This window comes from Pigmentiphaga litoralis (genome assembly GCF_013408655.1).
Lineage (GTDB): Bacteria > Pseudomonadota > Gammaproteobacteria > Burkholderiales > Burkholderiaceae_B > Pigmentiphaga > Pigmentiphaga litoralis_A.
In genome coordinates this window covers 648,056-669,033 of record NZ_JACCBP010000002.1, presented here as the reverse complement: position 1 = coordinate 669,033, position 20,978 = coordinate 648,056, and the positions used below count along the sequence as shown (strand labels likewise).

General features: G+C 66.1%; 16 protein-coding genes and 2 riboswitches. Of the genes, 11 read left to right on the top strand and 5 right to left on the bottom strand.

The window, feature by feature from the left end:
• Position 1 precedes the first annotated feature (1 nt).
• Together HD883_RS23100 and HD883_RS23095 are read right to left on the bottom strand one after the other, a co-directional pair.
• On the bottom strand, positions 2–970 hold the full coding sequence (locus HD883_RS23100) for a Bug family tripartite tricarboxylate transporter substrate binding protein (protein ID WP_179589304.1): 969 nt from the start codon (positions 968–970) through the stop codon (positions 2–4).
• Between the two features lie 121 nt (positions 971–1,091).
• Positions 1,092–2,312: an FAD-dependent oxidoreductase gene (locus HD883_RS23095; RefSeq protein ID WP_179589303.1), complete on the bottom strand. Its 1,221-nt coding sequence runs from the start codon at positions 2,310–2,312 to the stop codon at positions 1,092–1,094.
• 172 nt (positions 2,313–2,484) lie between these two features.
• Here HD883_RS23095 and HD883_RS23090 point away from each other — a divergent pair, with 172 nt between their 5' ends.
• The 9 genes from HD883_RS23090 (at position 2,485) to ggt (ending at position 12,509) form a co-directional block, all read left to right on the top strand.
• Positions 2,485–2,757, top strand: a complete 273-nt coding sequence (locus tag HD883_RS23090) for a hypothetical protein (protein ID WP_179589302.1) — start codon at positions 2,485–2,487, stop codon at positions 2,755–2,757.
• A gap of 74 nt (positions 2,758–2,831) precedes the next feature.
• Positions 2,832–4,214: an amidase gene (locus HD883_RS23085; protein ID WP_179589301.1), complete on the top strand. Its 1,383-nt coding sequence runs from the start codon at positions 2,832–2,834 to the stop codon at positions 4,212–4,214.
• Positions 4,215–4,220: 6 nt separating this feature from the next.
• Positions 4,221–5,417, top strand: a complete 1,197-nt coding sequence (locus HD883_RS23080) for a CaiB/BaiF CoA transferase family protein (protein ID WP_179589300.1) — start codon at positions 4,221–4,223, stop codon at positions 5,415–5,417.
• A gap of 16 nt (positions 5,418–5,433) precedes the next feature.
• Positions 5,434–6,216, top strand: coding sequence for an enoyl-CoA hydratase (locus HD883_RS23075; RefSeq protein ID WP_179589299.1), 783 nt, complete (start codon positions 5,434–5,436; stop codon positions 6,214–6,216).
• A gap of 54 nt (positions 6,217–6,270) precedes the next feature.
• Positions 6,271–7,149: a polysaccharide deacetylase family protein gene (locus HD883_RS23070; RefSeq protein WP_179589298.1), complete on the top strand. Its 879-nt coding sequence runs from the start codon at positions 6,271–6,273 to the stop codon at positions 7,147–7,149.
• A gap of 1 nt (position 7,150) precedes the next feature.
• Entirely contained in the window at positions 7,151–7,930 is a 780-nt protein-coding gene (locus HD883_RS23065; RefSeq protein WP_179589297.1) for a short-chain dehydrogenase/reductase, read from the top strand.
• A gap of 86 nt (positions 7,931–8,016) precedes the next feature.
• Positions 8,017–8,106, top strand: a riboswitch (glycine riboswitch).
• 3 nt (positions 8,107–8,109) lie between these two features.
• Positions 8,110–8,197: riboswitch (glycine riboswitch) on the top strand.
• Positions 8,198–8,250: 53 nt separating this feature from the next.
• Positions 8,251–9,624: a D-amino acid dehydrogenase gene (locus HD883_RS23060; protein ID WP_179589296.1), complete on the top strand. Its 1,374-nt coding sequence runs from the start codon at positions 8,251–8,253 to the stop codon at positions 9,622–9,624.
• A 175-nt stretch (positions 9,625–9,799) separates the two neighbouring features.
• Entirely contained in the window at positions 9,800–10,810 is a 1,011-nt protein-coding gene (locus tag HD883_RS23055) for a Bug family tripartite tricarboxylate transporter substrate binding protein (RefSeq protein ID WP_179589295.1), read from the top strand.
• A gap of 94 nt (positions 10,811–10,904) precedes the next feature.
• Positions 10,905–12,509: a gamma-glutamyltransferase gene (gene ggt / locus HD883_RS23050; protein WP_218863579.1), complete on the top strand. Its 1,605-nt coding sequence runs from the start codon at positions 10,905–10,907 to the stop codon at positions 12,507–12,509.
• 4 nt (positions 12,510–12,513) lie between these two features.
• Here ggt and HD883_RS23045 read toward each other — a convergent pair whose 3' ends face one another.
• Complete coding sequence (locus HD883_RS23045) at positions 12,514–12,978, bottom strand: Lrp/AsnC family transcriptional regulator (protein ID WP_179589294.1); 465 nt, start codon at positions 12,976–12,978, stop codon at positions 12,514–12,516.
• Between the two features lie 132 nt (positions 12,979–13,110).
• Between HD883_RS23045 and mdeB the strand changes: the two genes are divergently transcribed.
• Positions 13,111–15,831, top strand: a complete 2,721-nt coding sequence (mdeB, locus tag HD883_RS23040; protein WP_373563456.1) for an alpha-ketoglutarate dehydrogenase — start codon at positions 13,111–13,113, stop codon at positions 15,829–15,831.
• A gap of 24 nt (positions 15,832–15,855) precedes the next feature.
• On the opposite strand, the gene HD883_RS23035 is transcribed toward mdeB, so the two are convergent.
• Positions 15,856–18,573, bottom strand: coding sequence for an excinuclease ABC subunit UvrA (locus HD883_RS23035; protein ID WP_179589293.1), 2,718 nt, complete (start codon positions 18,571–18,573; stop codon positions 15,856–15,858).
• 86 nt (positions 18,574–18,659) lie between these two features.
• Positions 18,660–19,577 (bottom strand): LysR family transcriptional regulator, encoded by a 918-nt coding sequence (locus HD883_RS23030; RefSeq protein ID WP_179589292.1) that lies wholly within the window; start codon positions 19,575–19,577, stop codon positions 18,660–18,662.
• Positions 19,578–19,700: 123 nt separating this feature from the next.
• Between HD883_RS23030 and HD883_RS23025 the strand changes: the two genes are divergently transcribed.
• Entirely contained in the window at positions 19,701–20,960 is a 1,260-nt protein-coding gene (locus tag HD883_RS23025) for a flavin-dependent oxidoreductase (protein WP_179589291.1), read from the top strand.
• The last annotated feature ends 18 nt before the right edge of the window (positions 20,961–20,978 follow it).

Genomic DNA, 20,978 nt, shown 5'->3' with positions numbered 1-20,978 from the left:
TTTATTCCACTTTCAGGTTGGCCGCCTTGACTGCATCCGACCAGACATCGATGTCGGTCTTGATGGTCTGGGCAAAATGTTCCGGCGTGTCGGCAACGATCTCGACGCCGAAATTGGTCATGCGTTCGATATAGACAGGATCCTTGGCGATCTTTTGCACTTCACGGGCGATGCGTTCAACAATCGCACGTGGGGTGCCGGCCGGCGCCATCAGGCCGTTCCACGTTTCGGTACGAAAGCCCGGATAGGACTCGGCAATGGTGGGCACGTCCGGGAATTGCGGCGAGCGCTTTTCGCTCGACACGCCGATCAGGTGGATCGCACCCGACTTGGCCTGCGGCGCCAGTGCCGAAAAATTGCCGAAGTACATGGTGACTTCGCCGCCGATCAGGCCCGCCATGGCAGGCGCATCACCCTTGTAATTGATGTGCATCATGTCCAGGCCGGCCCGCTTCTGGAACAGCGCGCCCGACAGATGCGACACGCTGCCCGATCCGCCCGACGCAAAGTTGTACTTGCCCGGCGCCGCCTTGACCATCTCGACGAATTCCTTGACGTTCTTGGCGGGCACGTTCTTGTTCACGCCCAGCACGAAAGGATTGCTGCCCAGGTTGGTCACAGGCACGAAGTCCTTGATCGGGTCATAGGGCACCGACGCAATCTTGGGCAGGATGGCAATGACCGGCATGGCCGCCACCAGCAGCGTGTAGCCGTCCGACGGCGCGCGCTGCACCTGCTGCGCGGCGATCATGCCATTGGCGCCCGGCTTGTTTTCGACCACGACAGTCTGGCCCAGCGCATTGGTCAGGCGTTCGGCGGTGACCCGCGCAATGCCATCGGTATTGCCGCCGACCGCGAACGGAACGATGAGGCGGATCGGACGCTGCGGCCATTCCTGCGCGTGGCTGGCCGACGCCGCCCCCAGCAGACAGAGCGTTGCGGACAGAGTGAAGAAATGCCTGAATGTCATGCTGCTTCCCAGTTGATTGAACCCACGTGTTTCGTCAACGCCTCCAGCCCTCGAACTGCTTCTTCTTATGGGGTCGTGCAGCACCGCGGCATCATTCGCCGCGGCGTCATTCGCTGCGGCATCATTCGATCTCGGCGGCGCGGCGCAGGCTCATGATCATCGAGCTTTGCATCAGGAATGGCAGCGCCGACTTGGGGTCGGACGCCTGGGCGCGCAGTTCGTCAAAACGCTGCGCACGCACGGCCGGATCGGTCTCTTCCAACATGCGTTTGTTGCGGATCGAGTTCGCCTGGACGAACTCGATATTGGTAGTGCGGCGCTGGCGCACATAGCGGTCCAGCAGCGACACGTCGGCTTCCTTGCGCCACACCTGGCCCAGCTTCTCGGCCAGGTTCATCGCGTCATGCAACCCGCCGTTCAGGCCGAACGCGCCCAGCGGATTGTTGACGTGCGCCGCATCGCCCGCCAGCAGCACGCGGTTCACGCGCCAGTCCTTGGCCACGCGCTGATGCACGCGGTAGATGCTGGAATACGGCACGTGATAGCGGTCCTGCCAGGGCATGAAGCCGCGCAGGCGGGCCTGCGTTTCCTTGTCCGACAGCACTTCTTCGTCCGGCTGATCGGCATTGGCGATCGGGAACACGGCGCGCCACAGACCCGGGGGGCCGTTGTGCGGCACGCAGAACACGGCCACCCATTCGGTAGGGTCGGCAATGTAGGCATTCATCGCGTAGCCGTGCTGCGCAAGATCGTAATCGGTGCTGATGACGGCGAAGCGTTCCGGCCAGGTAAAGCCTTCGAATTCGGTGCCGATGGCCTTGCGCGTAAAGCTGCGGCCGCCATCCGCCCCGATCAGCCAGTCGGCCGTCAGCACGATCTCTTCGCCGTTTTGCGTGATGGTGGCGCGCACGCCGGTGTCGTCCTGCTCGATGCCGCTCAATGCCGCGCCGAACATCACCTTGGCATGCGGATAGGTCGCCAGCTTGTCCACGATGATGCGGGCCAGCTTGTGCTGTTCCAGATGCAGGCGGAACGGATAGGGCGTGATGTCGGACATGACACTCATGTCCCATTCGGCAATCACGCCTTCCTTGCGATCCCGCACCTGCCACAGGGGCACCTTGATGCCCTGCTCCAGCATGGTCGCCGTCACGCCGTACGGCGCCAGCATTTCCATGGTGGGCGGATGAAAGGTGCCAGCGCGCAGGTCATGCTGCAGCTGGGGTTCGGACTCGAGCACCGTGACCGGGATGCCCTGATCCGCCAGGGCCACCGCGGCAGCCAGTCCGACCGGACCTGCACCCGCCACGATGACGCCTGGGTTGTGTTGATGCGCTGCCATGCAAACTCCAGAGTGAAGGGCCTGGACGCGCACGGAGCGCACCCTGAATCAGGCGGTCACGACCCGTCGCGGTGCGAGAGTCCTGATGAATTGTGTTGATAAAAATATTTGAATTAACTATAAATATACGGACGATGCAGTGTCAATATTTTTATAGCCGGGGGAAATAACGATGGTGGATGCTCATCCCGAGCTGGATGCCAGGCCGGATGCGGCGGCATGCATGGCGATGGCGGCGCGCGCCGGCGTCGTATTGACGCTGCCGGAAGCCACGGGCGTGGCCAAGGCGCTGGGTCGGCTGCAACCGGTATTAACGGATGCCGCCTATAGGGATACCGCGTACGCCCCTCGCTTGGCTATCCAGACAAACTCGGTTGACGGGTCGATGGATCCGGCGTCGGACCGGCTGGCGGCGTATGCCGCGCTGCTGAGGAAGCTGGCGTGACGCACGCGTCGCCCCCCTTCCGCCCGGACCATCGTGGTGCACAGGCACCCCTGCACCCGGATGATGCAAGGACCTTGCCAGCGGATATGGCCGGCCTGCGCGACCAACTGCGCACCGGCCGCCTGTCGAGCGCCGACGCGCTTGCCGCGCAGTGGGCGCAGGCCCGCGTGGCCGACGCCGCCTGCCAGTCGGTGGTGCGGTGGCACGAAAGCGGTGCACCGGCGGACCGCGCCACCGCCGGTCCGCTGTCCGGTATCGCCCTGGCCCATAAAGACATCTTTGCGATCGCCGGCCAGCAGGCCGGATGCGGACGCGGGCAGCCGCCCGATCCCGTGGCCGAACGCGATGCCGACGTGCTGACCCGCCTGGCGCAGGCCGGCGCCACCAATCTGGCGGCCCTGTCCATGGCCGAGCTGGCCTGCGGGTCCACCGGCGAGTCGCCCTGGTCGCCTCGCCCCATCAACGCCGTATCGATCGACGCCGTGGTGGGGGGATCGTCAGGCGGATCGGCCGCCGCGGTGGCGGCCGGCCTCTGTTATGCCTCGCTGGGCACCGACACCGCCGGCTCCGTCCGCATCCCCGCCGCCACCTGCGGACTGATCGGCTTCAAGCCGACCTGGGACGCCCTCTCGCGCCAGGGCGTGCATCCGCTGGCGCCGTCACTCGATACGGTCGGCGTCATTGCCCGGACCGTGGCCGACGCCGCGCTGGTCTATGCATGCGCCGCGCAGGCCGTGGCGCCTGAACTGACCGACGCGGCGGCGACGCCCCACGGCATCGCCGAGTGGCTGTCGGCGGCCAGGCCCTTGCGCGTCGCCACCCACCTTCCACCCGCTGCGCCCGATGACGATGTCATCAGTGCACTGCAGGCTTTCATTGCCCGCGTCAGCGACGACCATGACGTGCACGCGGTCGACCTGCCGCAACTCGACGCGCTGTCGCGGCTCGCCCATGTCGTGCTGCATGTCGAAGCCGCCGCCGCGCATCGCGCCTTGTTGCAGGACCCTGACGCGCAATTGGGTGCGTCAGCCCGCGCCGTGCTGATCCCTGGCGCCGCGATGCCCGAAGCCTGGTATCACGACGCCCTCGCGCAGCGTGGCGCCCGCCTGCACGCCTTTGTGGACACGGTGTTTGGCGATGCCGACGTGCTGCTGGTGCCCGCCCTGCCCCGCCCCGTGCCCGATTGGGACACCGTCACCCCCGGCGCCCCCGGTTTCGATGTGCACCAGTTGCTGGCGCTGCACCGCTGGATGCCCTTCGTCAATTACCTGGGGCTGCCCGCAATTGTTTTCCCGATAGGCCACGATCGCCGCGGCCGTCCCGTCACCGCGCAAGCCGTCGCGCGCCCCCACGCCGAAGCCGTGCTCCTCGCCTTCGCCCATCGGTATGACCGCGGCCTTGCCAGCCTGTCCATACCGTCCCCCTCCGCCCGCACCTCGTCGGCGACTCTTCGATAGATCACCATGCCCAAGATTTCCGCCTCCAAAGCCTTGTCCCGATTTCGCGTGCTCGACCTGTCGCGCGTGCGTGCGGGCCCGACCTGCGTCCGCATGCTTGCCGACTTCGGCGCCGATGTGATCCGTGTCGAACCGCCGCCGGGTGTGGACCCGAACGAAGCCATGTTCGCGGCCGACCGGCTGGGCGGCGACTTCCAGAACCTGAACCGGAACAAGCGGTCCCTGACGCTGAACCTGAAAAAGCCCGAAGCGCTCGAGATCATCAAGCGCCTGGTCAAGGATGCCGACGTGCTGGTCGAAAACTGGCGTCCGGACGTCAAGGCGCGGCTGGGCCTGGACTATGAATCGCTCAAGAAAATCAACCCGCGCATCATCCTGGCCAGCATTTCTGGCTTCGGCCAGGACGGCCCCTACGCCGGCCGGCCGGGGTTCGATCAGATCGTCCAGGGCATGGGCGGCCTGATGTCGGTCACGGGGCATCCGGACCAGGGCCCGGTGCGTGCGGGCCTGGCCGTGGCGGATTCCAGTTCGGGCCTGTATGCCGCGCTCGGCATCATGACGGCGCTGCTGGAACGCGAGCAGTCGGGCGTGGGCCAGTGGGTGCACGTATCGCTGCTGCACGCGCAGATCGCCATGATGGACTTCCAGGTCGCGCGGTATCTGAACGATGGCGACATTCCGGTCCAGGTCGGCAACGACCATCCGACCAGCAGCCCCATGGGCCTGTTCAGCGCGTCCGACGGCTACTTCAACCTAGGCGCGTCGGGGGAAGGCAGCTGGGTCCGTTTCGCCAAGGCCGTCGGCAGGGAAGACTGGCTCAGCGACCCGGAATTCAAGACCGAAAAGCTGCGCGTCAAACATCGCGAACGCCTGAATCGCGAAATCCAGGAAATCTTTGCGCCCAAGACGGTGGCGCATTGGGTGGACCTGCTCAACGAGGCCAGCGTGCCGGCCGGCCCGGTATATTCGGTGCCGCAACTGTTCGACGATCCCCAGGTGCAGCACCTGCAGGTCGTTGCCGAATCCACCACGCCGCAAGGCCCGACCAAGCAATACATCACGCAGCCCGTGCACCTGGAACGCACGCCGTCGGCCATTGCCCGATCAGCGCCGGACTGGGGCGAGCACACCGACGAGATCCTGAAAGAAATCGGGTTCGACGACGACGCGATCCGTTCCATGCGTGCCAGCGGCGCGGTCTGATCCCAAAGGAATCCTTATGAGCCAGGTCGACCTGACCCTGACCGACGGCATTGCCCACATCACGCTGTCGAACCCTGCCCGCTACAACGCCATGAGCTTCGGCATGTGGACGAGCCTGGGCGACATTGTCGAATCCCTGGTGGGCCGCGACGACGTGCGGGTGCTGGTGCTGCGCGGCGCGGGTGAAAAAGCCTTCGTGTCGGGCGCCGACATTTCCGAATTCGAAACCCAGCGCGGCAGCGCCGATGCGGTCGAGGCGTACAACGCCGCGGTGGCACGCGCGCAGAATGCGTTGACCGATTTCCCGCTGCCCGTCATCGCCAATATCCATGGCGTGTGCATGGGCGGCGGCATCGGGCTGGCGTTGGCGTGCGACCTGCGTTATTGCGCGCGCACCTCGCGCTTCCGGATGCCGGCTGCGCGGCTGGGTCTGGGTTATGGCTTCGATGGCATCCGTCACACCGTGGATGCCATTGGCGCTGCACGCACCGCCGAACTGTTCTATACCGCGTCCACGTTCGACGGCACGGAAGCCGAGCGGATCGGCCTGGTGCATCGCGCGCACGACGCCGACGCGCTGGACGCCGAAGTGCATGCGGTCGCGACGGCGATTGCCGGCAACGCGCCCCTGACACTGCGTGCCGCCAAGCTCGCGATCGCGCATGCCCTGCGCGATCCGGCCGACCGTGACGCCGCCGCGGTCGACGCCGCGGTCGATGCGTGTTTTGCCAGCGCCGACTATATCGAAGGCCGCCGCGCCTTCATGGAAAAACGCCCGCCGGCATTTACCGGCAAGTAAGCGACTCCCTCTCGGGGCACCCGAACTTCACCCTTCCTGACAAGGCAGCATTCGATGGCCAATCCCCGCGTCCCCTACCGTTTCTCTGACGACCGCCCCCCGCTGACCGCCCATCCCAAGGGCCGGATCATGGTGCACCTGGTCGTCAATGTGGAGCACTGGCAGTTCGAGAACGCCATGCCCCGCACCATCATCACGCCGCCGCACGGCAAGGAAACCGTGCCCGACGTCCCCAACTTCAGCTGGGTCGACTACGGCATGCGCGCCGGCCTGCCGCGCATCATTCGCGCGATCGCCGACCGCGGCCTGCCGGCATCGACCAGCTTCAACGCCAGCGTGATCGACGCCTACCCGCGCGCCGCGGCCGCCATGCACGAAGCCGGCTGGGAATTCATCGGCCATGGCCTGCATCAGAAATCGATCAACCATGCCGGATCCGAAGCCGAGCTGATCGATGCGACCCTGAGCAAGATCGAAGGCTTTACCGGCACGCGGCCGCGCGGCTGGCTCAGCCCGGGCCTGCGCGAAACCGTCGACACCCCCGAGCTGCTCAAGGCTGCCGGCGTCGACTACGTGTGCGACTGGGTCATCGATGACCTGCCCGACTGGTTGACGACGACCAAGGGTCCCTTGCTGGGCCTGCCCTACAACCTGGAAGTCAACGACTCGATCATCTACGCGATCGAAAAGCATTCGTCACCCGAAATGCTGCTGCGCCTGCAGAACACGCTGGCGCTGTTCGAACGCGAATCGACCCATCGCCCGCGCGTGCTGGCCCTGGGCCTGCACCCCCACCTGATCGGCGTGCCGCATCGTTTCGGCTACCTGGAACAGATGCTGGACCTGCTGCAACGGACTCCGGGCGTGGGCTTCTTTACCGGCAGTGAAATCGCCGACTGGTATGCCGAGCAATCGCCGGCCGACAAGGACTGACATGGATCTGCAACTGAACGGCAAACGCGTGCTGGTGACCGGCGCATCGCAGGGCATCGGCTACGCGTGCGCGCTGGCTTTCGCACAGGAAGGCGCCACGCCCATCATGGCCGCGCGCGATCCGGCCAAGCTGGAACTGGCCGCGGCAGCGATCGCCGCCGCCACCGGCATCACCCCGGTATGCATTCCGGCCGACCTGGGCGAAGACGGTGCGGCGCAGCGCCTGGCCGATGCGGCGGGCGAAGTCGACATCCTCGTCAACAATGCCGGCGCCATTCCCGGCGGGTCGCTCGACAAGGTCGACGATGCCCGCTGGCGCGCCGCCTGGGAACTCAAGCTGTACGGCTACATCAACCTGGTGCGTGCCTGCCTGCCCGCCATGCAGGCGCGGCGCAGCGGCGTGATTGCCAACATCATCGGCATGGCCGGCGCCGAACCGCGTAACGAATACGTGGCCGGCAGCACCGCCAATGCGGCGTTGATGGCGTTTACCAAAGCCGTCGGCGGCGCGTCCCCGCGCGACAACGTGCGCGTGTTTGGCGTCAACCCGAGCCAGACCCGCACGCAGCGCATCGTGTCGGTCAGCAAGGACCTGGCCGCCACCCGCCTGGGCGACAGCGACCGCTGGGAAGAGCTGACCAAGGGCCTGCCCTTTGGCCGCCTGATGGAGCCGGAAGAAGTCGCGAGCATGGTCGTCTTTTGCTGCTCGCCGCGCGCCGCGTACCTGAGCGGATCGGTCATCGACCTGGACGGCGGACAGGCGAACGCCACGCCGGGATGAGCGCAGCGCGTCGACCAAATCCGCTCCTCAACCATCGAAGGGGTTGCGCCGCCCCCGCTGCATCGACTATCTTGAATCGTCGACTCAACGACCGCGTAGAAGAGTCCGGCCACGTGCCGGCGCCGAAGGAGCAACCACCCCGGAATCTCTCAGGCAACCAGGACTGCGCGGGACAGACGATCTGGAGAGAGATGCCTTCGGGGCATCCACCGAAGGGGAACCGGTCTGAACATCAGGCCGGTGAAGCTCTCAGGTAACAGGACAGATGGGGTGATCCGTGGCAACACGGCCATCCACCCCTACGTCCTGCGAGTGCCCTCATGTCCCGTATCGCCATCATCGGCGCCGGCATTACCGGCGTCACTTCCGCCTACGCGCTCAGCAAACTCGGCCACGATGTGACCGTCATCGACCGGCACCGTTATGCCGCGATGGAAACGTCATTCGCCAACGGCGGCCAGCTGTCCGCCAGCAACGCCGAAGTCTGGAACCACCGCAGCACCCTCGTCAAAGGGCTGAAGTGGATGACCCAGCGCAACGCTCCCCTGCTCTTCAATCCGCTGCCCAGCTGGCACAAGTACACGTGGGTGGCGCAGTTCCTGAGCCACATCCGCGACTACCGCAGCAACACCATCGCCACCACCCGGCTGGCCATCGAATCGCGCAAGCATCTGTACCAGATGGCCGCCGATGAAGGCATCGAATTCGACTTGGAACAGCGCGGCATTCTGCACATCTACCATGACAAGGCCAGCTTCGACGCGGCCGGCCTGGTCAACCAGCTGCTGGTCGAAGGCGGCCTGGAACGCTACGCCGTGACGTCGGCCGAAGCCCGCGCCATCGAGCCGTCCCTGGGCCGCGATTGCTACGGCGGCTACTTCACGCCGTCGGATGCGACCGGCGACATCCACCGCTTCACGCGCGGCCTGGCCGATGCCTGCGCGCGCCGCGGCGTGCGTTTTGTCATGGATGCCGACGTGCAGGCCATCGACCGGCCCGGCGACGGCGGCTACCGCCTGCGTGTTGCGCGCGGCGCCACGCAAGACGGCATGACCCAGGACGCCGCGGCGGTGCAGCGGGCCGATACCCTTAGCGCGGATACGTCCACCCCCGCCGCCGCGCGGGGCGATGCCGGCCACGACGACGTGATCCAGGCCGATGCCGTCGTGATCTGCGCCGGCGTGGCCAGCCGGCGTTTTGCGGCCATGCTGGGCGACACCGTCAACATCTACCCGGTCAAGGGATACTCGATCACGCTGGACCTGGACACCGACGAGGGCCGCGCCGCCGCCCCGTGGGTCAGCCTGCTCGACGAGTCCGCCAAGATCGTGACCAGCCGCCTGGGCGCCAACCGCCTGCGCGTCGCAGGCACCGCCGAATTCAATGGCGAAAACCGCGACATCCGCGCGGACCGGATCGCGCCGCTGGTGGCCTGGACCCGCCGCGAATTCCCGGGCGTGCCGACCCACCATGTATCGCCCTGGGCCGGCCTGCGCCCGATGATGCCGGACATGATGCCGCGCGTGAGCCCGGGCCGCCTGCCCGGCGTGTTCTACAACACCGGGCACGGCCATCTTGGCTGGACCCTGTCCGCCGCCACCGCGCAGATACTGGCCGCGCAAGTCGAAGCGGCCGTGCGCGCACCCAGGGGGACGGGCGCGATGGGCCTGCCGGGACATCCCGTCAAGGCGTGACGCTGCACCGTTGAGGCGCAGGCACGCACCATGGCGTGCACGGACGATGGCGCGCCGCCGCGGCCATCGTCCGCCTGGAGTCATGGCCGCCAACTAGCACGGATATTGCTTCGCTATCGATCTACGCCTGGCAGCTGCAAGCGCTGTTGCCGCCGGCTCCCGATCAAGGAATGCAATGACCTACGCCGTACCCGCTGTCTCGACGCGCCACCGCACTCACCGCCTGCGCTTCGCCACCCTGGCCGGCGCGCTGCTCGCCGCAGCCGCCAGCAGCTTTGCCGTCGCGGCCTACCCCGACCGCCCCATCACCGTCATCATTTCCTTCCCGCCCGCTGGCGCAACGGACGTGCTGGCGCGCGCCATCGGCCAGCAACTGGGCGTTGAACTGAAGCAGACCGTGGTCATCGAAAACCGTCCTGGCGCCGGTGGCGCCATCGGCCTGGGCGCCGCGGCGCGTGCCGCGCGCGATGGCTACACCCTGCACCTGGCCGCCGTCACCAACCAGGCGATCGCCGCCAGCATCTACAAGAACCAGCCCGTCAGCCTGGTGGAAGACTTTGTGCCGATCGCAGGCGTGGGCAACGTGCCGCATGCCGTGGTGGTGCCAACGTCCTTGCCAGTCAAGGATGTGGCCGGACTGATCGCACTGCTCAAGGCCGCGCCGGGCAAATACAACTTTGCGTCGCAGGGCACGGGCACGCTGTCGCATCTGGAATCCGAACTCTTCGCGCTCAAGACGGGCGTGTCGATGACGCACATTCCGTACAAGGGCAGCGTGCAGGCCCTGCCCGAACTGGCCAACGGATCGTCGTCGATGATGTTCGACAGCATTCCGGGTTCAATGGCGCTGGTGCAGGCCGGCAAGCTCAAGTTCCTGGCGGTGGCGTCGACCACGCGCGTCACGCTGCTGCCCGATGTGCCGACCATGGCCGAGGCAGGCGTCAAGGGCGTCGAAGCCAACAACCTGTTCGGCTTTACCGCGCCCAAGGGCACCCCCAAGGAAGCACTCGACACCATCGAAGCCGCGCTGAAAAAAGTGCTGGCGTCCCCCGATTTGAAGAAGTCCCTGGCCGCCCAGGGCGCCGAGCTGATCTACACCCCGGCCGAGCCCTTTGGCCAGATGATCCGCCAGGAACACAAGACGTGGGCCGACGTGGTGTCCGCCGCGAAGGTAACCGTGGAGTAAGACGGGTCGATTTCCCCGGGGGAGTTGACCTATCATGACGCGTTGCGCCGGCCTTGCCAGGCCTGTTGGCGCGTTTTCTCGATGGCCCGACACCATGTCTTCTTCCCCCGATCTGCTGTCCTATCCCTACACCTCGCAACGCATGCCCGTGCTGGCCGACAACGTCGTCAGCACGTCGCAGCCGCTCGCTTCCGCCGCCGGCTTGCAGATGTTCCATCGCGGTGGCAATGCCGTTGATGCCGCACTGGCCACCGCCATTGCGCTGACCGTGGTCGAGCCCTGCATGAACGGCATTGGCGGCGACGCCTTCGCCATCATCTGGGACGGCAAGGAACTGCACGGCCTGAACGCCAGCGGCCGCGCCTCGCGCCACTGGACCAGCGAACGTTTTGCAGGCCTGGACAGCATGGCCCCGCGCGGTTGGGGCAGCGTGACCGTCCCGGGCACGGTCTCGGCGTGGAAAGCGGTGTCCGACAAGTTCGGCACGATGCCGTTCGAAACCTTGTTTGAACCCGCGCTGCGGTACGCCCGCGATGGCTTCATCGTGTCGCCCACCGTGCATCGCCAATGGCAGGCCCAGGTGGCCGACATGTCGGCGCAGCCCGGCTACAAGGAAGCCTTCGCGCCGCAGGGCCGCGCGCCCTTGCCGGGTGAACGCTTCGTCTGTCCGGGCCAGGCCGATACCCTGGAAACGATTGCCCGAACCGGCGGCGAAGCCTTCTACCGCGGCGACCTGGCCAAGGCGATTGCCGACCATGCCCGCAACACGGGCGGCCTGATTGACGAGCAGGACCTGGCTGCGCACAAGCTGGACTGGGTCACGCCGGTGCGCATGGCCTACCGCGACATCGAACTGGTCGAGATCGGGCCCAGCGGGCAAGGCATTGGCGCGCTGATGGCGCTGGGCATGCTCGACAGCCTGGACCTGTCGCGCGTTCCGGTCGATTCGGCGCAGATGCTGCACCTGCAGATCGAAGCCATGAAGCTGGCGTTTGCCGACATGTACGCCTACGTGGCCGATCCCGATCACATGCTGACCGTGACCAAGGAACACCTGCTGGACCGCGGCTACCTGGCGCGCCGCGCGCAGGCCATCGACTGGAACGAGGCGCGCTATCCGGGCCCCGGCACGCCGCATCAGGGCGGCACGGTCTACATGACCGCGGCCGACAGCAAGGGCATGATGGTCTCGTTCATCCAGTCCAACTTCAAGGGCTTCGGGTCGGGCGTGGTGGTGCCGAACACCGGCATCGCGCTGCATAACCGCGGCTGGGGGTTCAGCACGCAGGCCGGTCACCCCAACCAGGTCGCACCCAACAAGCGCCCGTTCCACACCATCATCCCGGGCTTCCTGATGCGCGACGGCAAGCCCTTGATGAGCTTCGGCCTGATGGGCGGATCCATGCAGGCGCAGGGCCACGTGCAAGTGGCCTGCCGCATTGCCGACTTCGGCCAGAACCCGCAAGCCGCAAGCGATGCGCCGCGCTGGCGCGTCAAGGACGACAACCGCGGCGTGGCGGTCGAATGGAACATGCCCGAGGCGACCGTGGCCGGGCTGCGCGAGCGCGGTCACGACATTACCGTGGCCCCGCGCTTCGACACCGAATTCGGTTGCGCGCAGATGGCCATGCGGCTGGATGGCGGCGGCTATGTGGCCGCGTCGGATCACCGCAAGGACGGCATCGCGCTGGGGTATTGAACCCCTAGCCGTGCAGCGGCAGCGCGGTCTTGTAGCGCACCTGCTTCAGTGCAAAGCTGGACCGGATCTTTTCGATCTCGGCAATTGGCGACAGGTGCTCAAGAATGAAGCTTTCCAGCGCCGGCATGTCGGGCACGGCGACGCGGATCAGGTAGTCCGCGTCGCCGGTCATCAGATAGCACTCCATCACTTCTTCGCGGGCGCACACGGCATCTTCAAAGGCCTGCAGCGCCTGCCGGCTCTGCTGCTTCAGGCTGATCGAAATGAACACGTTCAAATGCAGACCCAGCTGCTTGGGGTCGAGCAGCGCGACGTATTGACGGATCAGCCCTGCGGCTTCCAGCGCACGCACGCGTGCCAGACAGGGCGACGGCGACAGATGCACGCGCCGCGCCAGTTCCACGTTCGACAGGCTGGCGTCGGCCTGCAAGGCAGCCAGAATGCGGCGATCGGTGTCATCCAGCGTCATTGTGCTGCTCCAGGGTCAGGTCACGGCACATTGTGCTGACGATTGCGCCTGCACGCTACCTATTCAGCGCCCTATGCGGGCCACGCAGGCATAAACTTTTCCGTTGGATCGACGCATCCCACGGAGACTGCAGTGAAAGACGACGCGCGCCAACATGCCTTGCTTGCCAATCTGACCCTGGGCGGCGCTGACGACCCGGACCCCCAGGAAACCGCCGAATGGCGCGACGCGCTGGCATCCTTGCTGCGAGAAGCGGGTCCCGAGCGCGCCCGGCAGATCCTGGATCGGCTGGCGGCGGACTGCCGGGCAGCGGGTGCGCCCTGGACCGGTCCGCGCGGCACGCCCTACGTCAACACCATTGCGCCTGATCACGAGCCCGCCTTTCCGGGCGACCTGGCGATCGAAGAAAAGCTGGCGTCGACCATGCGCTGGAACGCGCTGGCCATGGTGGTGCGCGCCAACCAGGCCTATGGCGATCTGGGCGGACACATCGCCAGCTATGCCAGCGCGGCCGACCTGTTCGAAGTCGGCTTCAACCACTTCTTCAAAGCGGGTGCGGCGGCCCAGGCGGACCTGGTGTTCTTCCAGCCGCACTCGGCCCCCGGGGTCTATGCGCGCGCCTTTCTGGAAGGCCGGCTGGAAGAACGCGACCTGGCCATGTACCGGCAGGAAATCACCGCACGCAAGCAAGGTACGCGCGGACTGTCCAGCTATCCGCATCCGTGGTTGATGCCGGACTTCTGGCAGTTCCCGACCGGGTCGATGGGCATCGGGCCGATCAGCTCGATCTACCATGCGCGCTTCATGCGTTACCTGGACCATCGCGGCCTGCTCGACACGGCAGACCGCACGGTGTGGGGCGTGTTTGGCGACGGCGAAATGGACGAACCCGAAAGCATGTCGGCCCTGACGCTGGCCGCGCGCGAAGGGCTCGACAACCTGACCTGGGTCGTCAATTGCAATCTGCAACGACTGGACGGACCGGTGCGTGGCAACGGCCGCATCATCGACGAACTGGAAACCCTGTTCGGCGGCGCGGGCTGGAACGTCATCAAGCTGGTGTGGGGCGCCGACTGGGATCCGCTGTTTGCGCAGGACGTGACCGGGGCGCTGGCCCAGGCTTTTTCAACGACCGTGGACGGGCAGTTGCAGACCTTCGCGGCCAAGGACGGCGCCTTCAACCGTGAACACTTCTTTGGCCAGTCGCCCGCCTTGCAGGCCCTGGCGGCGGGCCTGACCGACGCGCAGATCGACCGTCTGAAGCGGGGCGGCCACGACCTCGTCAAGATCCACGCGGCCTACGATGCCGCGCGCCGCCATCGGGGCGCACCCACCGTGATCCTTGCCCAGACCAAGAAGGGCTACGGCATGGGCGATGCGGGTCAGGGCCGCATGACCACCCACCAGCAGAAAAAGCTGGACCGCGACGCCCTGCTCGCCTTTCGGGACCGCTTCGACCTGCCCCTGTCGGACGAGGCGACCGAGTCGCTGGCCTTCTACAAGCCGGCGGCCGACAGCCCCGAAATGCAGTACCTGCACGCGCGCCGCGCGGCGCTGGGCGGCAGCCTGCCTTCGCGTGCCGTGGGCGCTCCGGCCGTGCCGGTGCCCGCGATCGGCAGCTTCGCCACCTTTGCGCTGCAGGCTGATGGCAAGGAGATGTCGACCACCATGGCCTTTGTGCGCATGCTGACGCAGCTGTTGAAGGACACGCAGCTTGGCCCGCGCATCGTTCCCATCGTGGCCGACGAAGCGCGCACCTTTGGCATGGCCAACCTGTTCAAGCAGATCGGCATCTACTCGCGGTCGGGGCAGCAATACGAACCCGAAGACATCGGGTCGGTGCTCAGTTACCGCGAGGCACGCGATGGCCAGATCCTGGAAGAAGGCATCAGCGAAGCCGGCGCCATCAGTTCCTGGGTCGCGGCCGCCACCAGCTACAGCGTGCACGGCCTGGCCATGCTGCCCTTCTACATCTACTACTCCATGTTCGGCTTCCAGCGCATCGGCGACCTGATCTGGGCCGCGGCCGATCAACGTGCGCGGGGCTTTTTGCTCGGCGCAACCGCAGGCCGCACCACCCTGGGCGGCGAAGGGCTGCAGCATCAGGATGGCAGCAGCCACCTGGTCGCGGCCACGGTGCCGAACTGCCGGGCCTACGATCCGGCCACTGCGGGCGAACTGGCCGTGATCCTGGATTACGGCATGCGGCAGATGCTGGTAGAACAGGTTGATGTCTTCTACTACCTGACCTTGATGAACGAGAACCTGCCGCAGCCGTCGTTGCCGGACGGGGTTGAGGTGGGCGTGATCAAGGGGATGTATCGGGTGCGCGCCGGCGGTGACGGCCACGGCAACGGCAGCGCAGCGGTGCGGCTGCTCGGTTCCGGTGCGATCCTGGCCGAGGTGCTTGCCGCCGCCGACCTGCTTGCGCAGGATTGGGGCATCGATAGCGAAGTGTGGAGCGTGACGAGCTACAGCGAACTGTCGCGTGATGCGGCAGACGTCGCGCGCCATGCCCGCCTGCATCCACGGCAGCCGGCCGGCCGCAGCCATGTCGCGGCCTGCCTGGAAGGGGATGCGCCGGTCATCGCCGCGACCGACTACGTGCGCGCCGTGCCGCAGATGGTTGCGAATGACATCGATGCGCCCATGACGATCCTTGGCACCGATGGCTTCGGCCGCAGCGACAGCCGCGCGGCCCTGCGCCGGTTCTTTGAAGTGGACCGGCACCATGTGGTGCTGGCCGCGCTGCAAGCGTTGCGGCTCAGGGGGACCGTGTCGGCGGACGTGTGCGCGCAGGCGATCGTTGCGTATGGCATCGATACCGACGCGCCGTCACCCTGGACGTGTTGAACAAGGCCCAGGGGCTGACTGTCATCAGGCCTCGAACTGCCGCCGCAGATACGGCGCCGTCTTGCTGTCCTTCGCCTGACACACTTCCTGCGGCGTGCCGGCCGCGACGATGCGCCCGCCGCCTTCGCCTGCGGCCGGGCCCACGTCGATCACCCAGTCGGCATCGGCCACCACGCGCATTTCATGTTCGACCACGATCACGGTATTGCCCGCGTCAACGAGCCCATTCAACTGCGCCATCAGCTTGTCCACATCGGATGGATGCAGGCCCGTGGTCGGCTCATCCAGCACATACAAGGCATCGCCCCGCTGCGCGCGCTGCAGTTCGGTCGCCAGCTTGATGCGCTGCGCCTCGCCGCCTGACAGCTCGGTTGCGGGCTGGCCCAGCCGCAGGTAGCCCAGGCCGATAGCACGCAGCAGCGTCAACGGACGAGCCACGGCGGACTCGTCCGCAAAAAAGTCCACGGCCTCTTCCACCGTCATGCCCAGCACGTCGGCAATCGTCTTGTCATGCCAGGTAATGGCAAGTGTGTCGGCGTTGTAGCGCGCGCCATGGCAGGTCGGGCATGGCGCATACACGCTAGGCATGAACAGCAGTTCGACGCTGACAAACCCTTCGCCTTCGCACGTTTCGCAGCGGCCCTTGGCCACGTTGAACGAGAACCGGCCGGCATCGAATTTTTTCTTGCGCGCTTGCGGCGTGGCGGCGAACAGCTTGCGCACGTGGTCGAACAGGCCCGTGTAGGTGGCCAGGTTGGACCGCGGCGTGCGGCCGATCGGCTTCTGGTCCACGCGCACCAACCGTTTGATGTGTTCGATGCCCGCATGAATGTGGCCACCGCTGCGCGCAATTACCTGCGGCTCGCCATCGTCGGACTCGTCTTCCGGCGCGGGGGCGTCTTCGCCAAAGTGGTCCTGCACCAGGTCGACCAGGGCCTGGCTGACCAGGCTGGACTTGCCCGATCCCGACACGCCAGTCACGGCGGTCAACACGCCCAGCGGAAACTTGGCATCCAGCCCGTCCAGGTTGTTGCGCGTCACGCCACGCAGTTCCAGCCAGGCCGTTGGCGTGCGCGGGGTGCGCCGCACGGGTGCCGCCTCGGCAAACAGGTACTTGGCCGTGGTGGACTCCGCGACCTTGCGCAAGCCTTCGGGCGGACCGCTGTACAGCACGTGCCCGCCGCGTTCACCCGCTTCCGGCCCGACATCCACCAGCCAATCCGCACGGCGCATCATGTCCAGGTCATGCTCGACCACGAACAAAGAATTACCCGCGGCCTTCAGTTGCGCCAGCGACTGGATCAGGGCTTCGCCATCCGCCGGATGCAGGCCGGCCGACGGCTCATCCAGCACATACACCACGCCAAACAGATTGGACCGGATCTGCGTGGCCAACCGCAGCCGCTGCAATTCGCCCGGCGACAAGGTTGGCGTACTGCGCTCCAAGGACAGATACCCCAGGCCCAATGCCTGCAAGGTCGCCACCCGCGACACCAGATCTTGCGTGATGCGCTGCGCGGCCAGGCGCTTTTCTTCGGACAGGTTGGGCGTGCGCCGCACGTCGGGTGCCGCCTGGTGCGCCGATCCGCCGGCAGCCACACGGCGCGCGGTGTCGGCCTTGGCCGTGGCGCGGTCCAGCACGGCCGCCTCCGCGCCATCTTCAAATCGACCCTGCGCAAACGGCGCCAGCACGTCGGCCAACCGGTCCATCGACAGCGCCGACAAATCCCCGATATCCAGGCCCGCGAACGTGACCGACAAGGCCTCGCGCTTCAGGCGCTTGCCGTCGCACACCGGGCACAGGCTGCCCACCATATAGCGAGACACCCGCTTCTTCATCAATGCGCTTTGCGTCGTCGCAAAGGTCTGCAGCACGTACTTGCGCACGCCGGTGAACGTGCCCTGATAGCTCGGCTCCATCTTGCGGCGCAGTGCGGCCTTGGTCTCGGCCGGGCTGAAGCCGGCATACACCGGCACCGTCGGCTGCTCATCCGTGAACAGGATCCAGTCGCGGTCCTTGCGCGGCAGGTCGCGCCACGGCGTGTCCACGTCATAGCCCAGCGTCACCAGAATATCGCGCAGGTTCTGGCCATGCCACGCCGGCGGCCACGCGGCGATCGCCCGTTCGCGGATCGTCAGGCTGTCGTCGGGCACCATCGATGCCTCGGTCACCTCATACACCCGCCCCAGGCCGTGGCAGTTGGGGCATGCGCCCTGCGCTGTGTTGGGGGAAAAGTCTTCGGCGTACAGCATCGGCTGCTTCGCGGGATAGGTGCCGGCACGCGAGTACAGCATGCGCACCAGGCTCGACAGCGTCGTCACACTGCCCACGGACGATCGCACGCTGGGGGTGCCGCGTTGCTGCTGCAGCGCGACCGCGGGCGGCAAACCATCGATGGTGTCGACATCGGGCACGCCTACCTGATCGATCAATCGACGCGCATAGGGAGCGACCGATTCGAAGTAGCGGCGCTGCGCTTCGGCATACAGGGTGCCAAAGGCCAGCGACGATTTGCCGGACCCGGATACGCCCGAGAACACGACCAGCGCGTCACGGGGGATATCCACGTCGACGTCGCGCAGATTGTGTTCACGCGCGCCGCGCACACGCACGAAACGATGCGTGTCAGCGGGGTCGATGTCGGTGCGTCCAGGGTGTGGCGTGTCAGCAGGGTCGATGTCTGGCGACGTCTTGGACTGGGTCTTGGACTTGGTCTGGGTTCGGGTATGGGATTCGGGCATACGTCAGTGAATCAGTTGCCGCGCCCTGGCACAACGGCGCTTTGCAACAGATGATGAGCCGCAGCCCATGGCATTACACCCTGTGACTACCCGGGCGACGCAGGCGATGCGGCCGACGGCAGCGCCGCCGCCAGCGCCTCCCGAAAGTCCGATGCGGTCTCGGTTTCCTTGATGCCGCGACGGCTCACCAGATACAGGCTCAACTCGACCGCCGGGTCCACCAGCAGGTCGGTCGTGACCCGATGCCGATGGCAGGCCGCCAGCGCGAAGGACGGGATCACCGCCGTGCCCATGCCCGCTTCCACCATCGCGATCAGGGTGTTGAAGAAGTTGAAGGCCGGACGTTCTTCATCGCCCCGGCCGATCGCCCCCAGATGCGTTTCCACCAGCTTCTGAATCGGATTGCTCGCAGGCAGGCTGATCAGCGGTTCGGCCTGCAGGCTGGCCCACGGCGCCGATCCGGTCGAAAAGTCCTGCGGCCCGTTGGCCGCCGCGACCCGCATCAGCCGGAACGTCCCGACCGGCGTGCGCACGATGCCCGGCATCTGCTTGAAGAAAAAGCCCAGCCCCAGATCCACATCGCCTGCGCTGACCATCGCCTGGATCTGGTTCAGGTCGGCATCGGTCAGCCGCAGTTCCACATGCGGGTGGCTGCGCCGAAACTGCGCGAACAGGCCCGGCAGGATGTTGGACGACACCAGCGGCGTGGCCGCGATGCGTAAGGTCTGGCGCGCCTTGCGGCCGCTTTCGCCAAGGTGGGCCACCACGCCATCGATATCCGCGATCACGCGCTGCGCGACCGGCAGCAGGTCCCGCCCCGCATCGGTCAGCACCACCATCCGCGTCGTGCGGTCGAACAGCCGGCAATCCAGCTGCTTTTCCATCTCGCGCATCATGATGCTCAGGCCCGCCTGGGTCATGTGGGCTTGCTCGGCCGCGCGCGTGAAGTTGCCGATGCGGGCAACGTGCACGAACACACGCAATTGGCGAAGCGACAGGTTCATGAGGTGCCCAATCTCCGACGATCATAAGGAATTCATATTTATCCATATGATATCTAAATTTCCCAAATGCCCGGATCCGGTTCCTAATAGCGCCATCGTTCAATTTCCTTGCGAGTCCTTTCCATGTCCCAAGACGTCGACGTCCTCATCATCGGTTCCGGCATCGGTGGCCTGACCCTGGCGCTCAGCCTGCATCAGGCCGGCATTTCCTGCCGCATCTACGAGGCCGTGCCCGAACTCAAGCCGCTGGGTGTCGGCATCAACGTGCTGCCCCACGCCGCGCGCGAACTGGCGGAACTGGGCCTGTTGCCCGAACTCGACAAGGTCGGCGTCCGCACTGCGGAATCCGCTTTCTTTACCGAACACGGCCAATTCGTGTACAGCGAACCGTCGGGCACGGCAGCCGGCTACGACTGGCCCCAATACTCGATCCACCGCGGCGACCTGCAAACCGTGCTGCTCAACGCCGTGCTGGAACGCCTCGGCGCTGACAGCGTGGTCTGTGGCTACAAGTGCACCGGCGTGACGCAGGATGGCGAACGCGCCACGGCACATTTCGTGTCGCCTGAAGGCACTGCCCTGCCCTCCGTCAGCGCCAAGGTCGTGGTCGGCAGCGACGGCATCCACTCGGCCCTGCGCAAGCAGCTCTACCCGAACGAAGGGGCGCCGCGCTATTCCGGCGTCAACATGTGGCGCGGCACCGCCAAGCTCAAGCCCTTCCTGAGCGGCGCCAGCATGACCCGCGTCGGCTGGCTCGAAATCGGCAAGATGGTGATCTATCCCATCCGCAACAATATCGATGAGGAAGGCAACCAGTTGATCAACTGGGTCGCCGAGATCAATGACGAAACGCCGGCCATCCGCGACTGGAGCCGTCCGGGCCGCCTCGAAGACTTCCTGCCTGCCTTCGAAAACTGGAAGTTTGACTGGCTGGACGTGCCGGCCATGGTCAGGGCGTCGGACTCGATCCTGGAATATCCGATGGTCGACCAGGACCCGCTGCCCACCTGGACCGACGGCCGCATGACGCTCCTTGGTGACGCCGCTCACCCCATGGTGCCGCGCGGTTCGAACGGCGCGGGTCAGTCCATCATCGACGCCCGTTACCTGGCGGGCCGCCTGAAGGAAATGGGCGTGGGTCCGGAGGCCTTGAAGGCCTATGACGAAGTACGCGTGAAGCAGACCACCCAGGTGGTGCTGACCAACCGCGTCAATCCGCCCGATACCGTGCTGCGTGTCGTGTTCGATCGCACCGGCGGCAAGCGGGTCGACAACCTTGACGACGTCGTCACGCAAGAAGAACTGCAAGAGATCACCAGCAACTACAAGAAGATCGCCGGCTACGCACCCGAAGAACTGCGTGCCCGTCCGTCCTTCCTGTAATGGCTGACGGTGGAGGAG

What these genes read in the sequence shown, in the direction of transcription:
- HD883_RS23100 (WP_179589304.1), bottom strand. Translation starts at nt 970, where the DNA reads ATGACATTCAGGCATTTCTTCACTCTGTCCGCAACGCTCTGTCTGCTG.
- HD883_RS23095 (WP_179589303.1), bottom strand. Translation starts at nt 2,312, where the DNA reads ATGGCAGCGCATCAACACAACCCAGGCGTCATCGTGGCGGGTGCAGGT.
- HD883_RS23090 (WP_179589302.1), top strand. Translation starts at nt 2,485, where the DNA reads ATGGTGGATGCTCATCCCGAGCTGGATGCCAGGCCGGATGCGGCGGCA.
- HD883_RS23080 (WP_179589300.1), top strand. Translation starts at nt 4,221, where the DNA reads ATGCCCAAGATTTCCGCCTCCAAAGCCTTGTCCCGATTTCGCGTGCTC.
- HD883_RS23075 (WP_179589299.1), top strand. Translation starts at nt 5,434, where the DNA reads ATGAGCCAGGTCGACCTGACCCTGACCGACGGCATTGCCCACATCACG.
- HD883_RS23070 (WP_179589298.1), top strand. Translation starts at nt 6,271, where the DNA reads ATGGCCAATCCCCGCGTCCCCTACCGTTTCTCTGACGACCGCCCCCCG.
- HD883_RS23065 (WP_179589297.1), top strand. Translation starts at nt 7,151, where the DNA reads ATGGATCTGCAACTGAACGGCAAACGCGTGCTGGTGACCGGCGCATCG.
- HD883_RS23060 (WP_179589296.1), top strand. Translation starts at nt 8,251, where the DNA reads ATGTCCCGTATCGCCATCATCGGCGCCGGCATTACCGGCGTCACTTCC.
- HD883_RS23055 (WP_179589295.1), top strand. Translation starts at nt 9,800, where the DNA reads ATGACCTACGCCGTACCCGCTGTCTCGACGCGCCACCGCACTCACCGC.
- ggt (WP_218863579.1), top strand. Translation starts at nt 10,905, where the DNA reads ATGTCTTCTTCCCCCGATCTGCTGTCCTATCCCTACACCTCGCAACGC.
- HD883_RS23045 (WP_179589294.1), bottom strand. Translation starts at nt 12,978, where the DNA reads ATGACGCTGGATGACACCGATCGCCGCATTCTGGCTGCCTTGCAGGCC.
- HD883_RS23035 (WP_179589293.1), bottom strand. Translation starts at nt 18,573, where the DNA reads ATGCCCGAATCCCATACCCGAACCCAGACCAAGTCCAAGACCCAGTCC.
- HD883_RS23030 (WP_179589292.1), bottom strand. Translation starts at nt 19,577, where the DNA reads ATGAACCTGTCGCTTCGCCAATTGCGTGTGTTCGTGCACGTTGCCCGC.
- HD883_RS23025 (WP_179589291.1), top strand. Translation starts at nt 19,701, where the DNA reads ATGTCCCAAGACGTCGACGTCCTCATCATCGGTTCCGGCATCGGTGGC.